Raw genomic sequence first — 22,119 nt, 5'->3', positions numbered from 1 at the left:
AAAAATATTTTTAAGCGTTGTATGAAATCAATACTTAACATCATATTCATTACTTTTTATATATGTAAACGCTCTTTTATTCGTGCAAACACACAAAAACCGCCGATTATTCGGCGGTTTTGTCGTACTTGCTCAGTTTATATTGAAGCGTTTGACGAGGGATACCTAACATTTTTGCGGCTTGTAATATATTCCCTTCCGTTTCAATCAACGCTTGATCTATTAATTCTTTTTCTGTTTGATGAAGTGCTTCTCTAAGTGGCATTATACCCTTCTTCTTCGAAAAATTCTCTTTCCGAAATGTACGTGGTAAACAATTGGCTGTTAATGTATTCCCTTCTGCAATAATAACAGCATGTTCAATCGTATGTTTTAACTCTCGGACATTTCCAGGCCACTGATAAGCTTGCAGTCTATCTTTCGCTTCCTCATCAATTTGAAGTACACCTTTTTTATAACTTTTATTATATTCTTTCAAAAAATAAGATGCTAATAATAGTACATCCTCAGTTCTTTCACGAAGCGGTGGGATATATAATGAAAATACGTTTAAGCGATAATATAAATCAGTGCGAATTTTATTCTCTCGTAAACATATTTCTGGAGGCTGGTTCATTGCGGTAATAACACGAACATCTACTTTTCTCGTCTTATTATCACCAATTCTTCTAATGACTCCATCTTCTAACACTCGTAACATTTTTGCCTGCAAATCAAGAGGCATTGAATTCAGTTCATCTAAAAATAATGTACCACCATCAACAAGTTCAAATAGCCCAGCTCTTTCAATCGCTCCTGTATAGCTTCCTTTTGTCGTTCCAAACAATAAACTTTCTAATAGCGACTCTGGTAAAGCTGCACAGTTTTGTGCAATAAATGGCTTGTTTTTTCTTTTAGAAGCTTCATGAATTGCTTGTACGAACAGTTCTTTTCCTGTTCCTGTTTCACCATATATTAAAACATTTGCGTCTGTTGGTGCTACTTTTTGTGCTAACTCTTTCGTCTGTTTAAACCGCGTATCATTTGTCACTATCGTCTCAAATGCAGCATGCTTTTTAATCACTTTTTTTCTAGATGATCGCTTTATTTTCGACTGTAAGTCAACAATTGTGTCAGTAAGTTTTTGAATTGTAGAGTAATCCTTTGCAATTTCAACAGCCCCAGCAATATTCCCATCTATAAAAATAGGTAACGTCGTATTTACTGTACAAACATCTTCACCATTTAAATTTTGATAATGCTGTGCTTGATGTACGATAGGTTTTTTTGTATCTAGTACTTTCATCAATGTACTCGTTTCCCTTGATAAAGACGGGAACGCTTCTAACAGATGTTTCCCTAACACTTTTTCAATCTTCGATCCATCGTGTTTTGCAGCTACAGAATTGTAAAATATTGTAATTCCATTCTCATCTACAGCGTGTATAGCCTCATCAATACTGCCCAAAATCGCTTCAATGACTTCTTGTGTCGAAACTGCTAGCAATGTCATCCCCCCTCTTGCCGAAAATCCAGCAATTACATGCCGAATTTTAGGCACACCTATGTGCGATTGTAAGCATGACGATTCCGTTCTATAATTTTGACCAATTTTATTTTTTCATTAGATAACTCGAAACTCTAATTAGTACAGCTTTTCGAACACCCAGCTCCACCTAACTGTTTTGCTTTACAGCCGAATTTTGAGGCGGAAGTTTTACTGCTTTCGAATAGCTAGATAGATCTTTCACCCAAATATTCATATCTTCCAACTTATCGAAAATGTAGCAATTATTCGCCAGTCTTCCTGTATACGTATAACCTAATTGATGAAATGCAGCATTCATTCCGAAAGAAAGCGATCGAGCAATTGTATAGGAGCAGAAAATAGATCTTTCTCGAAGCTCTTCCTCTAATTTAATTAGTAAACTTTTCATAAATCCATGTTTACGATATTCAGGTAAAGTAGCACAATTCGTTAATTCTGCATTCCCTTCTTTTATATTCATTTCTGCAGATGCTGTACTAATAATTTTCCCCTCATATTCATATACGTAGTAAATTGTATCGTCTTCTTTCATCGTCTGTAATACATAACTCGCTTCATTTAAAGGTGTCGGATACACTTCAAATACTTTTCCGAATACAGTTGCTAATTCTTCTGCATCTTCTTCAGTCGCTTTTCTCAGCAAAAATTTCTCTGGAACTACTTTTTCTTTTATTTCTTTTCCTTTTACACCGCTTAATATAGTATCTTCCTCAGTCCAATGCATACTATTTCGTCTTTCATCATTATTATATTTCACAAAAAAGTATGCATCGTGTCCTTGAAAATAATGAGGTATCGTTGCTTCCAACAAAAAACCGAAAGAGAGCCATGTTGAAACATGCTCTCCCTTTCCTTTAATAATACATTTAGTGAAAGAATGTTCCTCTGCTAGTTCGTCAATTGTCTGTATAATACTTTCAACATTTCCTGTATAGTGATCTACCCGAATACGCTTATTAAAATAATCTAAAACGCCTTCTACTGTATAACAATTCGTCTGTTCTCTAAAAGATTCATAGTATTTCATTTTCTCACCTCACACCAATCTAGTAATGTACATGCAATAATTTTTGCGGCAGCTATCATTTTATCAACTTCTATATATTCGTTTGGATAGTGTGCTACTTTCGTCTCTCCTGGACCAAATACTATTGTTGGTACGTTTGCAATTTGTGTAAATAAACCTCCATCAGTCCCCCACGGAGATGCTTCAATAATTGGTTCGTTCCCTTCGATTTCAACAAAGTTGTGATGAAGTGTTGTAATGAGTTCATGATTCTCTTCTAATTCACCAGGAACCCATCTCGCTCCAAACCACTCTACTTCTACTGGATTTTCAACAAACCAATTGTCCACATCATTTAATTCAACAATCCAATTCTCAAACTCTTCTTTTGCCGCCTCTATAGTCTCATTCGGCGCAACACCGCATCTTCCTTCTAAAATTAATTCATCTGGAACAGAACTTGGCCAACTCCCTCCTTCAATTTTCCCAATGTTAATTGGAATTGGAATCGGAATCCCTTTAAATAACGGATCTGTAATTCGACTATTTCTTTTCTCCTCTAGCTTTCTTACATGTTCTATAACAAACATACTTTTTTCAATTGCACTAACCCCTTCATAACGTGTTCCACCGTGTGCAGCTTTCCCTTTTACACGTAAACGAAACCACATGGAACCTTGTTGTTTCGGGAAAAACTTCATATTAGTAGGCTCTGGAATAATGACACCATCTGCCTTATATCCTCGTAATATAGTTGCTAATGTCCCTGCTCCGCCACTTTCCTCTTCTATTACACTTTGAAAATAGATGTCTCCTTTTAATTCAATGCTAGATTCAATAATCGCTTCCATTGCAAGCATGAGTGCGACATTTCCACCTTTCATATCCGTCGTTCCACGGCCATATATACGATTTCCTATTTTCTCACCGCTATAAGGATGATGTTCCCACTGATTCACATCCCCTTCTGGAACTACATCAATATGCCCATTTAATATCATAGATTTCCCGTCGCCACTTCCTTTTAAAGTTGCTACAATATTTGGGCTATCTGAAAAACTTGTACGGGGTGATACAAAATAAGGATGATCTTTCATTTTAGAAAAAGAAGGCTCCCATATATCGAGGTCTAAACCTAATTCACGTAATTTTTCAATCACAATCGCCTGCGCACCGCTTTCATCACCAGATACGCTCTTTTCTTGAATTAATCGTTTTAAAAATTTCACACTTTCCTCTTCATGGCTCTCAATATAATCACAAACTTGCTTTTTTAATTGCTCCATATATTACATCTCCCTTCATTCAATTACTAGTAAGTTAGAACTAATTTGAAAATCAGCTTCTGTATGTCGTTTTATATCTTCTACTGTGTATGGGCTCATTAATTCTTGTAATATAAGTCCACTCGGAGTTACCTCCATGACCGCCATATCAGTAATAATTAAATCTACACATTTCTTTGAAGTTAATGGCAATGTACACTCTGAAATAATTTTTGCACTTCCGTACTTATCAACATGATTCATCACAACAACGACCCGCTTCGCTTTTTGTGCTAAATCCATTGCTCCACCAATACCTGGAACACGTTTTCCAGGTACAATCCAGTTTGCTAAATCACCGTTTTCACTTACTTGTAATGAACCAAGAATCGTTATGTCTAGCAAACCTTTTCGAATCATACCAAACGCTGTACAACTATCGAAATAACTCGCTCCTGTTATAAGAGAAGTTGGTAAACCTGCCGCGTTACACAAATTTTCGTCTTCATTCCCTTTACTTGGCGTTGGTCCCATACCGACGATTCCATTTTCCGCATGAAACATAACATTTATATCGTTAGGCAAATGATTTGGTACAAGCGATGGTATGCCAATACCTAAATTTACAATCATGCCATTTTGTATTTCTTTCGCCGCTCGCCTAGCAATCTTATCCCTCACTTCTACGCCCATACCCATTTCCAGTTCACTCCTTCCGATGGTACAATATAATTTACGAAAACACCTGGAACGACAATTTCCTCTGGATCTAAACTTCCAAGCGGGACTATTTCTTCTGCTTCTACAATTGTTATATCCCCAGCCATCGCTACGTGAGGATTCATATTTCGTGCACTTTTGTCAAATACAAGGTTCCCAAACGGATCTGCCTTTTTCGCATATACAATTGAAACTTCAGCAGTTAATGCTGTTTCAACTAAGTAGGTCTTACCATTCATTTCAACTGTTCGTTTTCCCTCTTCCACAATCGTATCAACACCAACATCAACTAAAACACCACCAAGACCAACGCCACCGGCGCGAATGCGCTCTGCTAATGTTCCCTGCGGAGAAAACTCAATTTGTAATCTTCCCTCGTTTAGTTGCCTTCCTGCATTTGGGTTGGAGCCAATATGAGAAGTAATTAGTGATTTAACTCTTTCATTTGTAACAAGACGACCGATACCTACATCAGGGAATCCAGTGTCATTTCCAATCAAATTTAAATTTGTAACGCCTTTTTCTAAAATTGCCTGTATTAAAGATGGAGGGGATCCAATCCCTCCAAATCCCCCAAACATTAATGTCATATCATCATGGAACAAAGAAATTACTTCCTCAATTTCTTTTAATTTACCGAATGTATTTGTAATAGTTGTCATGCGATACTATGCCCTCCTTTTTGCATCATCTCTTCCACACTTTTAGAGAAAATTGAAAGTAATTCATCTAACTCGGAATATGTAGTTGTCATTGGCGGTGCTACAAGCAGTGCACTATCTTCTTTCCCTGCTTGCCCTGAAACTGCTTGGTATAAAAGTAGGCCATTTTTAGCTGCAACTGAAATAAGCTCCGACGCTTTTGTAAACGGTTGCAATTCTACTCCGATTAGCAACCCTTTTCCGCGCACATCAGCAATGATTGTCGATTGTTGCTGAACTTTCTGTAAGCCTTTTATTAAATACTCTCCCTTTTCTGCTGTTTTTTCAGGGAGATTATGTTTCTCCATATATTCAATAACAGCTAAAGCCGTTGCTGCAGACAATGGATTGGCACTTAACGTATGACCGCTCATTACTGAACGTGACCCACGTAATATTGGTTCCATAACACGATCACTTACAACTGTCGCTGCCATCGGTGTATATCCCGCTCCTAACCCTTTACCAAGTGTCATGATATCCGGTTCTACACCCCAATGCTCCATTGCAAACCATGCTCCAGTACGACCAAGCCCAGTCATCACTTCATCCGCAATAAATAAAATATCGTAATGGTCGCAAATATCTTTAATGACTTTATAATAGTCTTTCGGCGGAACAACCGCACCTCCAGCTGCTCCGATAATCGGCTCAGCAATAAAAGCAGCAATATGCTCTGCACCAATTCTTTCAATTGATCTTTCTAGTTCAGTCGCACATGCCAGCTGACAAGTTGGATATACCTTTTGAACAGGGCATCTGAAACAATATGGAGCTGGTATAGTCGGATAATCTTCCAAAATAGATACGAAACGTTGTCTACGTAGTGGGTGACCAGACATCGATAACGCACCCATCGTAATACCGTGATAACTCATCCATCTTGATAATATTTTATGTTTCCCTTGAATACCTCGCTCTTGAAAATGCTGAATTGCAATTTTCATAGCTGTTTCATTTGCTTCCGTACCACTATTTACAAAGAAACTCCAGTTCAAATCTCCTATACTTAAATCACTTAACTTCTTTGCTAATTTTTCAGCTGGTTCACTCGTAAACTGTGATCTATAAACAAAAGCAATCTCCTCAGCTTGCTTTTTAATAACGTCTGCAATCTCCTTTACGCCATGCCCAATACCTGCCGTAATTGCTCCTGACGAACCATCAAAATATTTATTACCATTTTGATCATACAAATAAACACCTTTTCCATGTGAAATCATTGGATACGGCTGACCAACAAGTGGTTTAATTAAGTAATCGCGCATAGCGCTCCCCCATTTCTCCAATTTGTATATATATATGAAGAAAATTGACGTTTCTTTCATAAAAAAGAATCCTCTGCAAAAGCAGTGAATTTATCAAAAAACTATTATAAAATATACAAATGAGTGCTTAAAAATATTTATAAAACAGAAAATTCAGAACTCAAAGCGAAGACCAATCCTTTTCTATACGCCCAAATAACCCTCCCTTTTATATGAAATGACTACATCACCAAATGTTTTTATAGCATAATGCCAGCTGCCCTTAAATGCCGACATTCTGTACACTTCGACGGAACTCCCGTTAAACTCCTTCCTAATATCCTACTTTAAATTGCATATTTTAAAACAAATTTCGACACCCCACCTTACTAACCAATTCAGATTCATATTTAATATGTAAACTTTTCATTTTTAAACTATAAAAAAAGAACCGATTAACCACACTAATCAGTTCGTCATGACGCTCTCTTATGGGTTAATACTGTCAATTGCTAAAATAAATAGAAAAATCATGTTTACAAATTCATCCTACAGCCTATAAGACAAAACCTTTTCATAACTTCATTCACAATTACTATCGGGATATCCCTATCCCGAAGTGGCACCCCTTTCCTCAGATTCAAACTACCTTTCCTTTATAATTTATGTAGGACAATTATCACTTTGTATGTGTATTTGCCTATAATTAAAAAAAACTCTAGTTTTCTAGCGATTGCTGGACATGTATTCAATATGTTAATTGAAATGCAGTTTCAATTTGGCATTTATTTTACTTTCGTGCAGTCATATGTACTGCTTTACTCTGCCAAATACTCGTAAGCACCAGCAGCTCTTTATGACGACATATTAGTTGTCAATTTTTAATATTCCCTTTATAAAATTATTTTTTTCGCATAACCGCTTTCTTGCTTCGCATATAGTTTTAATGATGACAAAGGAGGAATGTTCATGTCTCAATCTGAAATTGAAAAATATGGACAAGAAGTTACGCAATACGAACAGCTCGCACGTTACTATCAGTTTCGTAATCCTAAAAAATATATAGAATTATATATGAAATATTGCGATGCACTTTCAAAACTTGTACAGGCGCATGAGAAAAGGGATTCACAAGAAGCTGCTTTACCGTCACATATAAGAATTTTTCATGCCGATCCAAATATATCAGCGGTTGATATTTTAGTAAACGGACAAAAGGTTATTAAAAGTATTTCATTTAAGCAATTCAGCCCTTATTTATCATTAGTGCAAGGTAAATACCGTATAGATATTGTCCCTGTCGGAAATGAAACTCCAATCTTTTCAGCATTGGTACCAATAATGGGAAATCATACTTATACTCTTGCTGCAATAAATAGTGATAATCACCTACAATTACAACCTATACTTGATAATACACATTTACCAGCTGGTCAAGCTAAAATACGCTTTGCACATTTCTCTCCAGATACCCCTGTTGTAAATGTAGATTTAAAAGATGGAGATCATTTATTTGAAAATGTACTCTTTAAACAAATAACAGATTTTTTACAAGTTAGCCCTGGTACAGCAGATATTGAAATTTCACTCGCAGATAATAAAAACGTTTTATTGACTATACCGAAATTCAATGTTGAACCAAATGTTATTTATACAATTTCAATAGTAGGTTATTCAACTAAAGATCCTAAATTAGAAGCCGTTATACTTACAAATTAAAACAGTCTACACCATTCATTTGGTGTAGACTGTTTATTTTTGAAATGCAATTTGAAATTCTGTCCAATCGTTATCTGATCGACACATAATGGATCCATTATGTTTTTCCACAATTTGTTTACATACAAATAATCCAATACCAGTTCCTAACTTTTTAGTAGTTACAAATGGTTCAAAAATCGTTTCTACATTTTCAGCTGGAATCATTGGTCCATTATTTTTTATCACAATTCGAATAGCTTGATCTTCTTCAAATACATCAATGATAATTTTTCGTTCTTCTTTCATTGATTCAAGAGCATCAATTGAATTCATTAATATGTTTAAAAATACTTGTCTCACTTCACTTCGATAACCAACAAGCGGAATTGGATACGGTAAATTCTTTTCAATCAAAACATTCGCATTGACCAAACTCGGATATAAGAATTGTATAATATCTTGAAACAAGTCATTAAGCCAAAACCGTTCCGATTCATTCCACATTTCTTTTTTCGATACGAGTAAAAATTGCGAAATGCGAAAATTTAATTGATCTAATTCATGCGAAATAATATCTAAATACGATAAACTCGGATGATCTGCCTTTAATAATTTGACAAACCCCATAATGGAAGTAAGCGGATTACGAAATTCATGTACAAAACTAGCTGACATTTGTCCTAAAATCGTCAGTCTTTCTTTATGTGTTTCGTTAATATATTGCTGTTTTTCCTCTAAATTCTTCGATATAATTTCCGAGTATTTTAAAACAGTATAATAAATTAATTTGTCAAAACAAGTATGTATTTTTGCCATAATTGGTTTCAATTCACGAGCGCTAACATCTAATTCACACATCGCTTCGAAAAGTTCATTTCTTCCCACGTTTGCGTTATAAACAAAATCTCCAATATTCGCATCTGCTCCAGCACGTTCAATAGCAATTTTCTCGCATAACGGTTGAAGATAATTTATATCTTTATCTTCCATAGTAAGTTCGATAATTAACTCTAGTAAATCCTCTCCATTTTGAACTACTTCTAGTTTAAATGGATCTTTTTCGGAAATTATCATTTTGTTTTTCCAGTTCTCTACGAATTGGTGCCTATTGTTTTTCAAGTGTGAACAAAATATTTCTTTAATATCCTTATCGATTGGAAAAACCTCCATTCCCTCCATTTCCATACGACGAATACCCTTTATATTTTGAATATTAACACAAAAAATACGATTCGTTAATAGATTTTTGTCACATTTTGTTAATTTCTGTTGATAAAATTATTTTTTGTTTCTTATTTAACTAATTGTATGCAAATTCCCTTTTTCCTTCACATATTTTCATTATTTCCGTAGTCAAAACGACTTTTTTTTGCATCATTTTTAATTCTTGCGTACAATAGAAAATGAAAGGTGTGAAAAATATGGTAAATAAAAATGTGGAAGATTATCTCCAAGAAGGCATTTACGGCCAAAAGCAAAACAAACCAGAAGAACGTAATATGTATTTAACTACATTACGTGAGCGTGTAGAAATCGCTTTAACGATCGGTCAAGTAATGCAAAGTAATGTATACTCTGAAGTGGCAGGTAGCATGCGCTCTTCTCAATCATTACAACTCCTCCTAAATGGTAGCATTGCTTACCCACATTTATCAAAATACATTAAATTAGCAAACGAAAAAAATGTTCCTTTTACAATTGTTCAAAATAAAGATACAGAAACACCAATCGGTTTAGTATTAACTCATGCTACTGCTGTAGATAAAGAACAAATTTATGTAGAAGATACTATTTTCAAACAAGAACTGAAGTAAAAGTTACACTTAATTAAATAGTTACTAAAAGCGTAAAAAAACGAGTATGGAATCGTAAACATTCCCTACTCGTTTTTTAGCGCAAATTTTAAGTTTTCTATTTTATTTTTTAATACATACTAATTTCATTTCTGTCATTTCTTCTATTGCATATTTAATTCCTTCGCGCCCCGTGCCACTTTCTTTCACACCACCATAAGGCATATGATCTACTCTGAACGTTGGAATATCATTAATCATGACACCACCAACCTCTAGCTCATCAATTGCACGCATTGCTTTAAATAAATTATTTGTAAATACTCCTGCCTGTAAGCCGTAACGCGAATTATTTACTTGCTCAATCGCTTCATCAAATTCTTTAAATGTATTTACTGTCATGAGTGGACCGAATACTTCTTGGCACTGCACAGATACATGATCTGGAACATTTGTTAATACAGTCGGTTCAAAAATTCTTGCATCCCGCTTCTTACCACCGCATAAAACAGTTGCTCCTTCCTTGATTGCTTCTTGAACCCACATATCAATTCGCTCTACATCTTTTTTTGAAATTAAAGCTGATACATCCGTTTCCTCAAGCAGTGGATCACCAACAACAACTGATTCCATCGCTTTCTTTAGCTTCGAGAGAAATTCATGCATTTTCATTTCATGTACAAAAACACGTTGTACGGAAATACAAACTTGCCCATTATTAACAAATGCTCCCCATTTTACACGTTCAATTATTTCATCTGTTAACTCTACATCTTCATCAATAATAACAGCAGCATTTGAACCTAGTTCTAACGTAACTCGTTTTAGCCCAGCCTTTTGTTTTATTCCGATTCCAACTTTTGGACTTCCGGTAAAAGTAATAGAAGCAACGTAATCATTTTTGACGATTGCCTCACCAACCGTGGCGCCAGGGCCAGAAATGATATTTAAAGCTCCATTTGGCAATCCTGCCTCTTCAAATAACTCAACTAATGCATAAGATGATAATGGCGTTTGATCAGCTGGCTTTAATACAACTGTATTTCCAGCAGCAATTGCTGGTCCAACTTTATGCGCTACTAAATTTAACGGGAAATTAAATGGTGTAATAGCCCCTATAACCCCAATCGGCTTTCGGATTGTATATGCAATACGCCCATCCGCACCAGGTGCGGCGTCTAATGGCAATGTCTCACCATATATACGCTTCGCTTCTTCAGCTGCAAATTTGTACGTTTGAACAGTACGATCTACTTCTCCCCTTGCAGCACGTATTGGTTTTGCAGCTTCTTTTGCAATAATCTCTGCAAATTCTTCTCTTCTTTCATCCATTTTTTGTGCAACTTTCTCTAAAATAGTCGCACGATCATATGCAGATAATTTATTCATTTTTATCATTGCATTTTTTGCAGCAGTAACAGCCTCTTTTACATCTTCTTCCGTTCCTTGTGCAATTTCCGCTAATGTTTCTTCAGAATATGGTGCGTATAATGGTTTATACGTGTTTACAGATTTCCAATTTCCGTTTATATATAAATGCTTTTTCATACTTCTTCTCCTTCCAAATATATGTATACAACAATACTTCACCTAGTGAAAGGTTCAACTTATGTCATTGTATCATAGCCCTTATCCCTCAAAAAACATTATGCTCAAAAAAACTCTGCTATATAGCAGAGTTTACGAGCTAATTTGCTCTTGTAACGGAATTTGTTTTTCATCTTCTAAAATAACAATCGATTCTACTATCTTTGTAACTTCTAATCTTTTTATATAATGTCCATCTAATTCTTTCACACAAAACTTATAATTTTCAATTTCAATGGAATCCTCTTCAGCAATCTCTATATTCTTCGTTAAAATCCAACCACCGATTGTATCAACACCATCATCATCAATCCCTAAACCAAATAACGTATTCACTTCACTAACAAGGACTTTTCCCTCTAGTATCGTCTTCGTTTCACTAACCTTTTGAATTTCTGGCTGCTCATCCGTATCAAACTCATCCTGAATATCTCCAACAATTTCTTCCAAAATATCTTCAACAGTAACAAGTCCAGATGTCCCACCATATTCATCTATCAATATAGCAATATGTGTTCTTTCTTTTTGCATTTTTAAAAACAAATCATGAATTGGAATAGAATCGATAACTAAAATAATTGGTCTCATATATTGCTCTACTGTCTTCTTATTAACAGCTTTATGTTGTACAAACTCAGTAAAAATATCTTTAAAATTCACAAAACCTATTACGTGGTCTTTGTCGCCATCAACAACTGGATACCTTGTATATTTTTCGCGAGACATTTTTTGCAAAGCTTCTTCAGCGGGCATTTCTTTACTTATAATATTCATTTCAGTTCGAGGTACCATTATTTCTTTTGCAATCCGATCATCAAATTCAAAAATTTTATTTACATATTTATATTCAGATTGATTAATCTCACCATTTTTATAACTTTCTGAAACTAACAACCGTAATTCTTCTTCTGAATGAACCTCATCATGCCCCTTCGGCGGTTTCAGCCCTAGCAGCTTCGTAATGATTCGAGCTGAACCATTTAATAGCCAAATGAATGGGAATGCAATACGATAAAAGAAAATTAACGGCTTAGAAACAAGCAAACTCACTTGTTCAGATTTTTGAATTGCAAATGTTTTTGGGGCCAATTCCCCTATTACAACATGTAAAAAAGTAATTAACAAAAATACTAAAGTTACAGCAAAAATGTCTGCTAGTTGAGTAGAGATATTCCAATTTGCAAAAAGCGTATCAAACATTTGCTTTAACGCAGGTTTACCAAACCACCCAATTCCTAAAGCTGTAACAGTAATTCCTAACTGACAAGCAGATAAATATTCGTCTAAGTTTGTAATGACTGTTTTGACCGATGTTGCACGATTATTTCCTTCTGCAATTAAATAGTCAATTCGTGAACTTCTCACTTTAACAATTGCAAATTCTGCTGCAACGAAAAATGCCGTTAAGGCAATTAAAACAATCACTATACTTATACTATATATGTCCAAATACTTTTCCTTACTTACATTGTAAGCAAGGAAGCCACCTCCTACTTAATTTTATTCAAGTGAAGTAAGCATTCTAATACTCTAACAAAATTCTACATTAGCAACCACCTTTTTATATATTATATGCATACATAAAAAAGATATTTATCATTATGATAATCTAATTCATTTACACTCGTCAAATTATTCTAAATGTTACGATAAAACATTTTTATTTAAACGAACTATTCTTCTCAACTCAATTTCGTGAAAAAACACTTTCTTTGCCGATTCCACACTTCTTTTGTCGCACTAGAAGGGAACTTACTTCATAGCTCGAAATCATTCAACAGGATATATATAGGAGGGATTATTTTGGAATATAAAACACCATTTATCGCAAAAAAATTAGGTGTTAGCCCAAAGGCTGTTGTCCGGATCGCGCAACAATTAAATCTTACGATAGAAAAAAACAAATATGGCCACTTTATTTTCACACAAGATGATGTCGATCAAATGTTAGAACACCATCTATTTCAAATAGAGCAGTCTCAAAATCCTCAACCTACTCAAAAGACTTCCTCAAATGAGGTTGAAGAATTAAAAACTCAAGTCAATACAATTGTTCAAAACATATCATCGAATGATTTTGAACAATTAGCTGATCAATTAAACACTATGACGAGAAGACTCGATCGAATGGAAGAACAAATGCAAGATAAGGCAAATGATGTCGTCACGTACCAACTTTTACAACACCGTCGTGAAATGGAGGAAATGTTAGAACGAATTCAAAAATTAGAAGCTGCCCTAACGAAAGAAGAACCCATTTATATTACTCCTGATTCAAAACCAACATACGAACGAGAAAAGAAACCAAAGCGCCGCAAAATGATTTTTAGTATATTTGGATTATAATTTTTAGACCCTTATTAAAATAATAAGGGTCTTTTTTAATGAAGAGTTATATCTTATAAAAATATTATTCTCTTTATTATACATATTCACTTCGTTTTATTTCGTTAACATAATATTTTTACTGTATTCTGCAATTAATGCCTGTGCATGAGCATTCCCTTGAATCACATCGCGAAATTCTTTTAAAGAATACAAATGCGTAACCCCTTTTCGAGCATGAATTCTTACTGGTACACCTTGTAAAGTATCATGAAACTGAAATGGATTATCTATCGGTTCAATTGGAAAACCGAGTGTAAGTAAATACATATACATTCTTTTTGTTACTGCTGCAATGTACCATTCAGCTTTTGTTTCTAACGCATGTATAAATAAAATAGCTGTTAGCCTTTTGAAATGTCCTCTCCCACGAGACGTTTTCGAAATACTTAACTTGCCTATTTCATACACATTCTTCAAATCTTTTACTAAATCATTTTTAGAAAACGGATAGAAAAACTCAGAATTTGATTGTTCAGGTACCGTATACTTAATACATTCTACTGTACCAATAGGATGTTCATCTTCTATTAATAAAAATCGTGATGGATTTAAATTACGTTCTACGAACATTAAGTTTCTTTCTTCACAAAAATCTCCCCATAGTTGCTCGAACCCAAAATGTTCTTCCTTTGTTTGAACACGCTGGAACATATTTAACCGCCTTTCCCATCGTCGCTCTGTTTTTTGATAACGCTTTCACTATCTATCATATAAGAACAAATCTTCGTATGCAACTAAAAATATTTATTACTTATTATATTCTGCAAAATGAATTAGATTCCAATTTAATCGACTTTTATCCCGCGCTCACATTCCTTTTAATAACACATTTGTATCACTTTTCAAATCTAACTTACAATATGTTTCTTTCCATACAGCATATAATTCTTCTTAATCTAAAAAAATCCTTTATGAAAAAGGATTTCTTTTACTTCTCAATGCTTTTTAACCACTTTTCAAAAATTTGTACCATCCCATGTTTTCCAGCTAATTTCTCTTCCCCTTGTTTCGTCTTATATGGATATAACTGCAAGAAAACACCGCATCCAGACTCAATTTTTTTACTATGCATATGGCTTCCTGGATATACACAAATGACTTCATAAATTGACCTTCGATAATAGACTCGCTTTCCATCCTGTTCTTCTACATACTTTATAGACCAATACTTATACATTTGCTCAGTTGCTTTCGTATTTCCGACGTGCTGAAAAATATTGTACATTGGACTATACTTCACTTCAATAATAATAGAAGATTTATATACGTATTTCCCATCTTCTTTTACATAACAGTCTAAGCGAATATCTGGCTTCTTCGTATCCTCACCATTGTAAAAATTACTCCCTTTACTTAATGCAATAAGAGGATGTGTTTCAATTAAGTCATTAAATGCGACATGTACCTTTAAATCATCTCGTTGTAAAACTACTGTCGTTCCATCTTGTAATCCATCTACATAAAAATGTTCTTGTATTTGTTCACGAATGGAATTTCTAGCCTCAAAACCAATTTGCTCTAAAATTGAAATAACGATAAAAAAAGCGTAATATTCATACACTAAAAACGTTGGCTTATAAACAAATAATAACGATGGAGATTGATCCGTATATTGCGGGAGTACTTCTAAATGATGTAGTAATTGTTGATGTGGTATCGGTAAATCATGTAAGTTCATGTTACTTGTTTCAGTAACTTCCCTCCAAAACGAGGAGTGCATTAACATTTGAAAGTATTGTACATTTTCATGAACAATGTGCGCCAATATTTTATATTCTTGTATTTTCATTGAGCTCTTTCGTAAATCGGCTTCTTTTAGTAAATGTATATTTTTATATTTTTGCTTCTCTCTATCGGTTACTGATCCATTACGCTCAATTGTTTGTATAATCGTTTTTACGGCTTGAAACTCTTCTGATTTTTTCTTTTTTTCTCTTTCTAATATTTCAATTGTTTGACGTAAAAAACTTTTAGCTTCAATTAAATAATGATAAAATTGCATCGATTTATATTTAAGAAATGCATTTTCCTTACTATTTTTTTGTTCCATAAACTTACGATTATAATGTTTTGCATAAGGTTTTCTTTCTGCCACTATGGTTCCTTTTCTTGTTGGCTTTCTCTCTTTTCCTTCCCATTTATATGCATTTATAAATTTTGAGCTTGATTCTATTTTCTTAAAGATTTGCTTTATCATCTTCATTTTTTGGGGTAACTTTCTAAGCAAAACTAAATAAGAAGAATCCTCAATATCGCTAAGTGCAGAGAAAGTCTTTTTATAATAACCTCTATCCAAAATCAACTCATTTAAAATTGACTTCACATAGTCTTGAATCATTTCAAATTGATCATCAAAAAAATTTTTCGGTACGATTTGAAAAGCACCATAATACGTTGTATCTTCTATGCGCACTTCAAAATGGTATAAACCACAGCGCCATGGATAAAAGAATTCTGTTTTCCCATGTTCATATATTAATACTCTTTGTTTTTTTTCATTTATTTCATATTGAGCCTCTTTTATATTTTTCTGTCCCTCATATACTTTATTCCATATAAAAGTAATATTCATTGGGATTTCATAATTGTACTGCAATCTAATCGGTTTTAATTCTTGTACTTTATAAATGCATTGAACTAATGCTGTAGTAGATGTACAAAGACGATTTAATAAAATATAATCTCCTTTCCCCTCATTTCCAATGATTAACTTTAATACAAAAGGGAGCGTTTCATTCGTATCAACGATTTTTGTTTCGTAACGCCCTTCATTTTGCATATCCATACAACTCCAGTTCCCTACGTTTTTCTCGTATATATGCTAAAGAGTGTTCAAATGTAGATACTCTGTTTGCAAGTGCAGATTGCAAAAGAGGTACTAAGGTCGCTCCCCTTTTTGCTTCTTCAGAAAGTAAAGAACCAACCATCATTTCGGTCCCTCTGATTTTCGTCAATACACGCTGCTTTATTTGTAAATCAAACCCTTCTTCTCTACTGATCATATAGGTATGGTTATTTTGGAACGGTATATTTTGCAAATAAGTCGCAATTGCGTTTGCACATCGGAAAGAAATTCCCTTAGACGCATCATGTGATGACAATACGACATGCAACTTATCTAATAGCTCTAATTCTTCTTCAGAAAACACTTCAATCATCGCTTTATTTCTCATCCAATTTATCCGAAATTCTCCCGCTGTTACTTTCAAAGGTGGGTGTAATACGACTTTCCCCAGTTCCATGCCCATCTCACAAAACGGAATTTTTTGTAACGTTATTAAGTTCGTTCGGTCTAATAATCGATCGGAGAGCTCTTTCGTTGTTTCATCAAAATTCACAGTACCTACAAATATAATATTTTCTCCAATTTCAATTGTTGATGGAATTGAATTCTCAATGTCCTGAACACCCTCATACAAGTTTAAAATACGATTTTTTGTTTCAAGTTGAAGAACAGATAAAAATGGAGTAAACCAATGCTCAATATGTGACATGTTCATTTCATCAAAAACGATTATATACAGTTGATTGGGATTTTCTTTCGCCTTCATTAACGTCCTAACTAACTTCGTTTCACTTTCAATAAAAGTACCATTTGGATGAAGGTAACCAAGTAAATCATGTGGTTCTTGATACGATGGTGAAATTGGAATCCAAACCAATTCTTCCCCATACTGTAATCCTAATGCTTCTGCATAAGTTTGCACAAAACGTGATTTCCCAACGCCCGGTATACCACCAAGAATCGTTAACATATTTGTTTTTACACTTATATGGAAATTATAAATATCCGTTGCATCCAAATATAGCCCTTTATTATGCACCATACTTTGTACATACTGTAAAAAGGACGATTCACGCTCATCCCATTCCCATTCATCTTTTTGCACTTTTATATCCTCTACTTCAACTAGCTTACCTTCTTCATGCATTCGTTTTTTTAATTGCTCATACACATGATCACTTACAAAATATAATTGATCTTCTACCGCTATTTCTACATACTTCGTCCAGTCACTGCAGTTTATATATTTACATTCACGTTTCTGTTCAAAATATGCGATTGAGCTAATTGATGACTTTAAGGATATGTTTCCATACAGTCTTCCATCGTGCCACAATAATTCGGGAGGCTCAAAGTCTTTCGGAAATTTTGGCATAAGAAATGATAAATAACCGTTGCTAAGTTTTCGTTCTAAAGATTCTCTTTTTTTATTATTTGTAACTTTAGGTGCCGGAATCATTTTATAGCTGCTTGCTATTTCTTTCGGTTCTTCTGTACATATTAACTCCACGTATACATTTCCTCTTTCATAATAAAGACGAAACATCACTAATTGCTTTTCTAGTTTTCTTTTCTTTAATTCCAAAAAGATTTTTTCATTCTTTTTATTACTACATAACCCCTCAAATACATATGGTTCATTTGCAAATTGTTCCTGTAAAGTGAATGGTATTGGCGATAAGCATTGTACAAAGAAATTCTCTCCACTCTTCTCTTTTTCAGCTTTTGTAAATTTCCCTAAAAATCTCATATAGTACATTCGTTTTATAAAACTTGGCTGAAGAGCTTTATGTAATTTCACCTTAGTCACCTTCTTTTTTCATACTATTCTTAGTGTATGAAAGAAACGAAAAACTAGAAATAAAAAACCTGACGTTATCCGCCAGGTTCAAAATTAAAACGTATATTAATGAGAAGGAAATGCTTTTTTCTCTTGTAAAATTGCATTATGAGCAATTTTCATTTTAGCAAGTACGTAACGTAATCGATCTTCAGCATTTTCATCTTTACTTTTTTGCAATTCCGCCAAATTTTCAACAGAACTTGCTAAATTCTCAATGACTCCTCTCAGCTCAGGATGATGATTAAAAAAAGATTCTTGCACTAATACTTTCCTTAACTCACTAGCTAAATCAATTATTCTAGACAACTGTTCTTTTTCTTCCATTCTCATCCCTCCTGAATATCTTATGTAGTAAATATTCTCTAAACAAAGAAAAAAGCCCTTTAAATGAAAAGGACTTTTTACATTTTTATATTTCCAGTTAATAACATATACAGTGATGTGATAGCCGCAATAATAATTGCCCACATCACATATTTCTCTGCACCTGCAAAGCAACGGTTCCCTTGTTCTTTTCTTGCAAACGTGTAAACAATAATTCCAATTCCATACACAATTGAAACTAGTAGTAAATTCTTTAAACCAGCTGCATAAAGAAGCCATACAGAGTAAATAGAAGCAATTAGAGCTAACGCTCCGTTTTTTAATTTAGCGTCTTTTAGCTCGTTTGTAATGACTAATTTAAATTGGAATAACGCTGATAATAAATATGGTAATAAAATTGATGTTGATGCAATGAAATACATAATTTGATATGTTGATTCTGAAAACAGAACAATGATAAATATAATTTGAGCAACACCATTTGAAATCCATAATGCCATGTGCGGTGTTTGCTTTTTATTTGTTTTCGTAAAGACTTTCGGAAATACGCCATCTTTTCCGGCTACATGAGAAATTTCAGAAACAAGTAAAAACCAGCCAATTAATGTACCGACAAGTGAAGCAACTAACCCAATGTTAATCGCAACTGCACCCCATGGACCAACAACATGCTCTAATACATGTCCCATTGACGGAGTTTCTAGCACAGAAAGTTCGCTTCTTGTCATCGCTCCCATTGACAGAACAGAAATTAAAATATATATGGACATTACTAAAATAAGTCCCATTACTGTTGCCTTACCAACATCTCGGCTATTCTTCGCTCTTCCGGATAATACAACCGCTCCTTCAACTCCAATGAAAACCCAAAGTGTTACAAGCATTGTATTTTTCACTTGACCAAGTATAGCGGAAAGTGAGAAGGTTCCTTCTCCCCAAAAATCATGTGTAAATGTGTCCCAGCGAAAGGCTGTTACCATTACAACAATAAATAAAACGATTGGAACTAACTTCCCTATTGTTGCGATAACATTCATAATAGAAGCTTCACGGATTCCAAATAAAATTAGAAAATGAAGTGTCCATAATAAAAGTGATGCCCCAACGATAGATGCAACATTATTTCCTCCTTTGAAAATTGGAAAGAAATAACCTAATGTACTAAACAGTAACATAATTGTTGCGACATTACCTAAGATTCCTGCTAGCCAATATCCCCAAGCACTATTAAATCCAATATATTCACCGAAACCAGCACGTGCATAACTATAAATTCCACCTTCAAGTTCCGGTTTTTGTCTTGCTAACGTTTGATATACGAGCGCAAGTGGAATCATTCCCATCGCTGTAATACACCAGCCAATTATTATTGCACCACTGTTTGCTCCTACTGCTAAATCATGCGGTAAACTAAAAACACCGCCACCAACCATTGTTCCAACTACTAATGCGATTAACGGAAAAAATCCTAACTTCTTTTCTATTTGTACCACCCCATCTGTCATTCTAGGTGTTATGTTCGTTCAACTATTAAAGTCACCTTTTTCTCTAATAGACGTTTCTCTTATATTTTTTCAGGAAAACATTACTTATTCTAAAAGAAAATGAACAAAAATGGAATACTTTTTTGAAAAAATGTATAAGTATGCACAAAAAAACCGCTCATTTTGTAATGAACGGTCATTTCAAACATATAAATTTGTATATTTCTTGTAAATTTAACGAAGTAAATTCTCTTTTTCTAAAAATTGTTTTGCGACTTCTTCACTACTTTTACCATTTACGTTAACTTCATAATTCATTTTTCGCATTTCTCCATCTGTAATCTTTCCAGATAATTTATTTAATACCTTTTCAAGTTCAGGATATTTCTGTAACGTTTCTTTTCTTAATAATGGTGCTCCTTGATAAGGTGGGAATAACCCTTTATCATCTTTTAGCACTTTCAGTCCGTATTGCTCCAATTCACTATCTGTTGAATATGCATCAATTACGTTAACATCTCCAGATTGAATTGCGCTATAACGCAGCTTCGGCTCCATCGTTTTAACATTCGAGAACTTATAGTTATATAATTTTTGCATTCCTTTATAACCATCTTCACGATCAGCAAATTCCAATGTAAACCCTACTTTGGCTTCCTGCGCAACATTCCCTAAATCAGAAATTGTATTTATATTCTTTTGATCTGCTATTTTTTTCGGCATGGCTAGTGCATATGTATTGTTATACTCCATTGGCTTCAACATAACCATATTATATTTCTTTTCCATTCCAATGCGAGCCTGATCATATACTTCATCACGATTTGTGCTCTTTGGTTCTTCTTTCACGAAAGTAGATAAAGCTGTTCCTGAAAATTCTGGGTATATATCTACTTCCCCGGATTTCAACGCTTCAAATACAAATGCTGTTTTTCCAAGACCTGGTTTTAATTGTACGTTTAAATCGGTATCTTGTTCAATAAGCTGCTTATACATTTGAATTAAAATTTCAGGTTCTGATCCAAGTTTGCCCGCAATAACAATATCTTTCTTTTCTGTACTCCAAAGAAATGGAGAAGCAATCATTACTACAACTATACATATCGTCAATATAACATGCTTAGAAGAGCGTTTCGGTCGTTCAAGTATGCGAAGTACTATATCAAAGAATAAAGCGAGTAACGCGGCTGGTACGGCCCCTAAAATGATAAGTGCATGATCATTTCGATCTATGCCTAATAATATAAGCTTACCGAGCCCACCAGCACCAATGAGAGCTGCTAATGTAGCCGTTCCAACAATTAATACCATCGCTGTACGAATACCGGCCATAATGATAGGCAATGCAAGCGGAAGCTCTACCTTCCACAGCCTTCTCCAACTATTCATCCCCATAGCTCTCGCGGCTTCTATTAGTGATTCATCTAATTCCCTTATTCCTGTATATGTATTTCGTAAAATAGGTAATAGTGCATACACAACTAATGCAATAATCGCTGGAAGTTTTCCGATTCCTACTAACGGAATTAATAGTCCGAGTAATGCAAGTGACGGCACTGTCTGCATTACTGCAGAAGTTCCTATTATAAATTCAGCCATTCGTTCTTTTCTTGTTAATAAAATGCCAAGTGGCACCGCTATAATTACTGCAAAAAATAATGAAATAAGCGATATTTGTAAGTGCTCACTTAATGCAGTTAGTAATTCTATTTTTCGTTCTTGGAACGTTTGTATAAAATTAGTCACT

18 protein-coding genes are annotated in these 22,119 nt (G+C 34.3%); 3 read left to right on the top strand and 15 right to left on the bottom strand.

The genetic code is table 11. From position 1 onward, the window contains the following. Nucleotides 1-106: 106 nt before the first annotated feature. The 6 genes from rocR to H6481_RS09475 all read right to left on the bottom strand — a co-directional run bounded on the left by rocR (nt 107) and on the right by H6481_RS09475 (nt 6,488). Nucleotides 107-1,492 (bottom strand): arginine utilization transcriptional regulator RocR, encoded by a 1,386-nt coding sequence (gene rocR, locus H6481_RS09500; protein WP_023521852.1) that lies wholly within the window; start codon nt 1,490-1,492, stop codon nt 107-109. A 163-nt stretch (nt 1,493-1,655) separates the two neighbouring features. Then, nucleotides 1,656-2,555, bottom strand: a complete 900-nt coding sequence (gene ablB, locus H6481_RS09495; RefSeq protein WP_000878589.1) for a putative beta-lysine N-acetyltransferase — start codon at nt 2,553-2,555, stop codon at nt 1,656-1,658. After that, nucleotides 2,552-3,820: a peptidase gene (locus H6481_RS09490; protein WP_000436692.1), complete on the bottom strand. Its 1,269-nt coding sequence runs from the start codon at nt 3,818-3,820 to the stop codon at nt 2,552-2,554. The genes ablB and H6481_RS09490 overlap by 4 nt, the downstream gene beginning before the upstream one ends. Nucleotides 3,821-3,835: 15 nt before the next feature. Then, nucleotides 3,836-4,498, bottom strand: coding sequence for a CoA transferase subunit B (locus H6481_RS09485; RefSeq protein ID WP_000525294.1), 663 nt, complete (start codon nt 4,496-4,498; stop codon nt 3,836-3,838). Then, nucleotides 4,483-5,181 (bottom strand): acetate CoA-transferase subunit alpha, encoded by a 699-nt coding sequence (gene atoD / locus H6481_RS09480; RefSeq protein ID WP_000208107.1) that lies wholly within the window; start codon nt 5,179-5,181, stop codon nt 4,483-4,485. The genes H6481_RS09485 and atoD overlap by 16 nt, the downstream gene beginning before the upstream one ends. Beyond that, the gene (locus H6481_RS09475; protein WP_023521850.1) at nt 5,178-6,488 is read right to left on the bottom strand and encodes an aspartate aminotransferase family protein; all 1,311 of its coding nucleotides are present in this window, start codon (nt 6,486-6,488) and stop codon (nt 5,178-5,180) included. Before H6481_RS09475 ends, atoD begins: the two co-directional genes overlap by 4 nt. Before the next feature lie 948 nt (nt 6,489-7,436). On the opposite strand from H6481_RS09475, the gene H6481_RS09470 reads away from it, so the two are divergent. Further along, nucleotides 7,437-8,186 carry a DUF4397 domain-containing protein gene (locus H6481_RS09470; RefSeq protein ID WP_000083276.1) on the top strand — a complete coding sequence of 250 codons (750 nt, stop codon included), beginning with the start codon at nt 7,437-7,439 and terminating at the stop codon, nt 8,184-8,186. A 33-nt stretch (nt 8,187-8,219) separates the two neighbouring features. Here the strand turns inward: H6481_RS09470 and H6481_RS09465 are convergent, their stop codons facing one another. Further along, a complete protein-coding gene (locus H6481_RS09465) occupies nt 8,220-9,353 on the bottom strand; it encodes a BA2291 family sporulation histidine kinase (protein WP_000425086.1) in 1,134 nt (377 codons plus the stop codon). 236 nt (nt 9,354-9,589) lie between these two features. Here H6481_RS09465 and H6481_RS09460 point away from each other — a divergent pair, with 236 nt between their 5' ends. Next, nucleotides 9,590-9,982 carry a YueI family protein gene (locus H6481_RS09460; protein ID WP_000247561.1) on the top strand — a complete coding sequence of 131 codons (393 nt, stop codon included), beginning with the start codon at nt 9,590-9,592 and terminating at the stop codon, nt 9,980-9,982. 102 nt (nt 9,983-10,084) lie between these two features. Here the strand turns inward: H6481_RS09460 and H6481_RS09455 are convergent, their stop codons facing one another. Both H6481_RS09455 and H6481_RS09450 read right to left on the bottom strand, forming a co-directional pair. Beyond that, nucleotides 10,085-11,509, bottom strand: coding sequence for an aldehyde dehydrogenase family protein (locus tag H6481_RS09455; protein WP_182811538.1), 1,425 nt, complete (start codon nt 11,507-11,509; stop codon nt 10,085-10,087). 132 nt (nt 11,510-11,641) lie between these two features. Then, nucleotides 11,642-12,997: a hemolysin family protein gene (locus H6481_RS09450; RefSeq protein ID WP_015055122.1), complete on the bottom strand. Its 1,356-nt coding sequence runs from the start codon at nt 12,995-12,997 to the stop codon at nt 11,642-11,644. 354 nt (nt 12,998-13,351) lie between these two features. Here H6481_RS09450 and racA point away from each other — a divergent pair, with 354 nt between their 5' ends. Next, nucleotides 13,352-13,894, top strand: coding sequence for a chromosome-anchoring protein RacA (gene racA, locus H6481_RS09445; protein ID WP_000456014.1), 543 nt, complete (start codon nt 13,352-13,354; stop codon nt 13,892-13,894). A gap of 96 nt (nt 13,895-13,990) precedes the next feature. Here the strand turns inward: racA and H6481_RS09440 are convergent, their stop codons facing one another. From H6481_RS09440 to H6481_RS09415, 6 genes are all read right to left on the bottom strand, one after another. Next, nucleotides 13,991-14,587 carry a hypothetical protein gene (locus tag H6481_RS09440; protein WP_000487795.1) on the bottom strand — a complete coding sequence of 199 codons (597 nt, stop codon included), beginning with the start codon at nt 14,585-14,587 and terminating at the stop codon, nt 13,991-13,993. 277 nt (nt 14,588-14,864) lie between these two features. After that, nucleotides 14,865-16,715, bottom strand: coding sequence for a hypothetical protein (locus H6481_RS09435; RefSeq protein ID WP_001178725.1), 1,851 nt, complete (start codon nt 16,713-16,715; stop codon nt 14,865-14,867). Then, nucleotides 16,705-18,522, bottom strand: a complete 1,818-nt coding sequence (locus tag H6481_RS09430) for an AAA family ATPase (RefSeq protein ID WP_000766193.1) — start codon at nt 18,520-18,522, stop codon at nt 16,705-16,707. Before H6481_RS09430 ends, H6481_RS09435 begins: the two co-directional genes overlap by 11 nt. A gap of 105 nt (nt 18,523-18,627) precedes the next feature. Further along, nucleotides 18,628-18,888, bottom strand: a complete 261-nt coding sequence (locus H6481_RS09425; RefSeq protein WP_000391447.1) for a hypothetical protein — start codon at nt 18,886-18,888, stop codon at nt 18,628-18,630. Between the two features lie 77 nt (nt 18,889-18,965). Next, a complete protein-coding gene (locus H6481_RS09420; RefSeq protein ID WP_000129441.1) occupies nt 18,966-20,393 on the bottom strand; it encodes a basic amino acid/polyamine antiporter in 1,428 nt (475 codons plus the stop codon). A gap of 213 nt (nt 20,394-20,606) precedes the next feature. Further along, the gene (locus H6481_RS09415) at nt 20,607-22,118 is read right to left on the bottom strand and encodes an ABC transporter permease/substrate-binding protein (protein ID WP_065483436.1); all 1,512 of its coding nucleotides are present in this window, start codon (nt 22,116-22,118) and stop codon (nt 20,607-20,609) included. Nucleotide 22,119: the final 1 nt, after the last annotated feature.

It is taken from the genome of Bacillus sp. ME78 (assembly GCF_903970865.1).
Taxonomy (GTDB): Bacteria; Bacillota; Bacilli; order Bacillales; family Bacillaceae_G; genus Bacillus_A; species Bacillus_A cereus.
The sequence above is the reverse complement of the archived record's forward strand: the minus strand, read 5'-3'. Positions and strand labels throughout refer to the sequence as shown.

Excerpts from the sequence above, each read along its gene's own strand:
- rocR (WP_023521852.1), bottom strand. The coding sequence starts at position 1,492 with ATGACATTGCTAGCAGTTTCGACACAAGAAGTCATTGAAGCGATTTTG.
- ablB (WP_000878589.1), bottom strand. The coding sequence starts at position 2,555 with ATGAAATACTATGAATCTTTTAGAGAACAGACGAATTGTTATACAGTA.
- H6481_RS09490 (WP_000436692.1), bottom strand. The coding sequence starts at position 3,820 with ATGGAGCAATTAAAAAAGCAAGTTTGTGATTATATTGAGAGCCATGAA.
- H6481_RS09485 (WP_000525294.1), bottom strand. The coding sequence starts at position 4,498 with ATGGGTATGGGCGTAGAAGTGAGGGATAAGATTGCTAGGCGAGCGGCG.
- atoD (WP_000208107.1), bottom strand. The coding sequence starts at position 5,181 with ATGACAACTATTACAAATACATTCGGTAAATTAAAAGAAATTGAGGAA.
- H6481_RS09475 (WP_023521850.1), bottom strand. The coding sequence starts at position 6,488 with ATGCGCGATTACTTAATTAAACCACTTGTTGGTCAGCCGTATCCAATG.
- H6481_RS09470 (WP_000083276.1), top strand. The coding sequence starts at position 7,437 with ATGTCTCAATCTGAAATTGAAAAATATGGACAAGAAGTTACGCAATAC.
- H6481_RS09465 (WP_000425086.1), bottom strand. The coding sequence starts at position 9,353 with ATGGAAATGGAGGGAATGGAGGTTTTTCCAATCGATAAGGATATTAAA.
- H6481_RS09460 (WP_000247561.1), top strand. The coding sequence starts at position 9,590 with ATGGTAAATAAAAATGTGGAAGATTATCTCCAAGAAGGCATTTACGGC.
- H6481_RS09455 (WP_182811538.1), bottom strand. The coding sequence starts at position 11,509 with ATGAAAAAGCATTTATATATAAACGGAAATTGGAAATCTGTAAACACG.
- H6481_RS09440 (WP_000487795.1), bottom strand. The coding sequence starts at position 14,587 with ATGTTCCAGCGTGTTCAAACAAAGGAAGAACATTTTGGGTTCGAGCAA.
- H6481_RS09435 (WP_001178725.1), bottom strand. The coding sequence starts at position 16,715 with ATGCAAAATGAAGGGCGTTACGAAACAAAAATCGTTGATACGAATGAA.
- H6481_RS09425 (WP_000391447.1), bottom strand. The coding sequence starts at position 18,888 with ATGGAAGAAAAAGAACAGTTGTCTAGAATAATTGATTTAGCTAGTGAG.
- H6481_RS09420 (WP_000129441.1), bottom strand. The coding sequence starts at position 20,393 with ATGACAGATGGGGTGGTACAAATAGAAAAGAAGTTAGGATTTTTTCCG.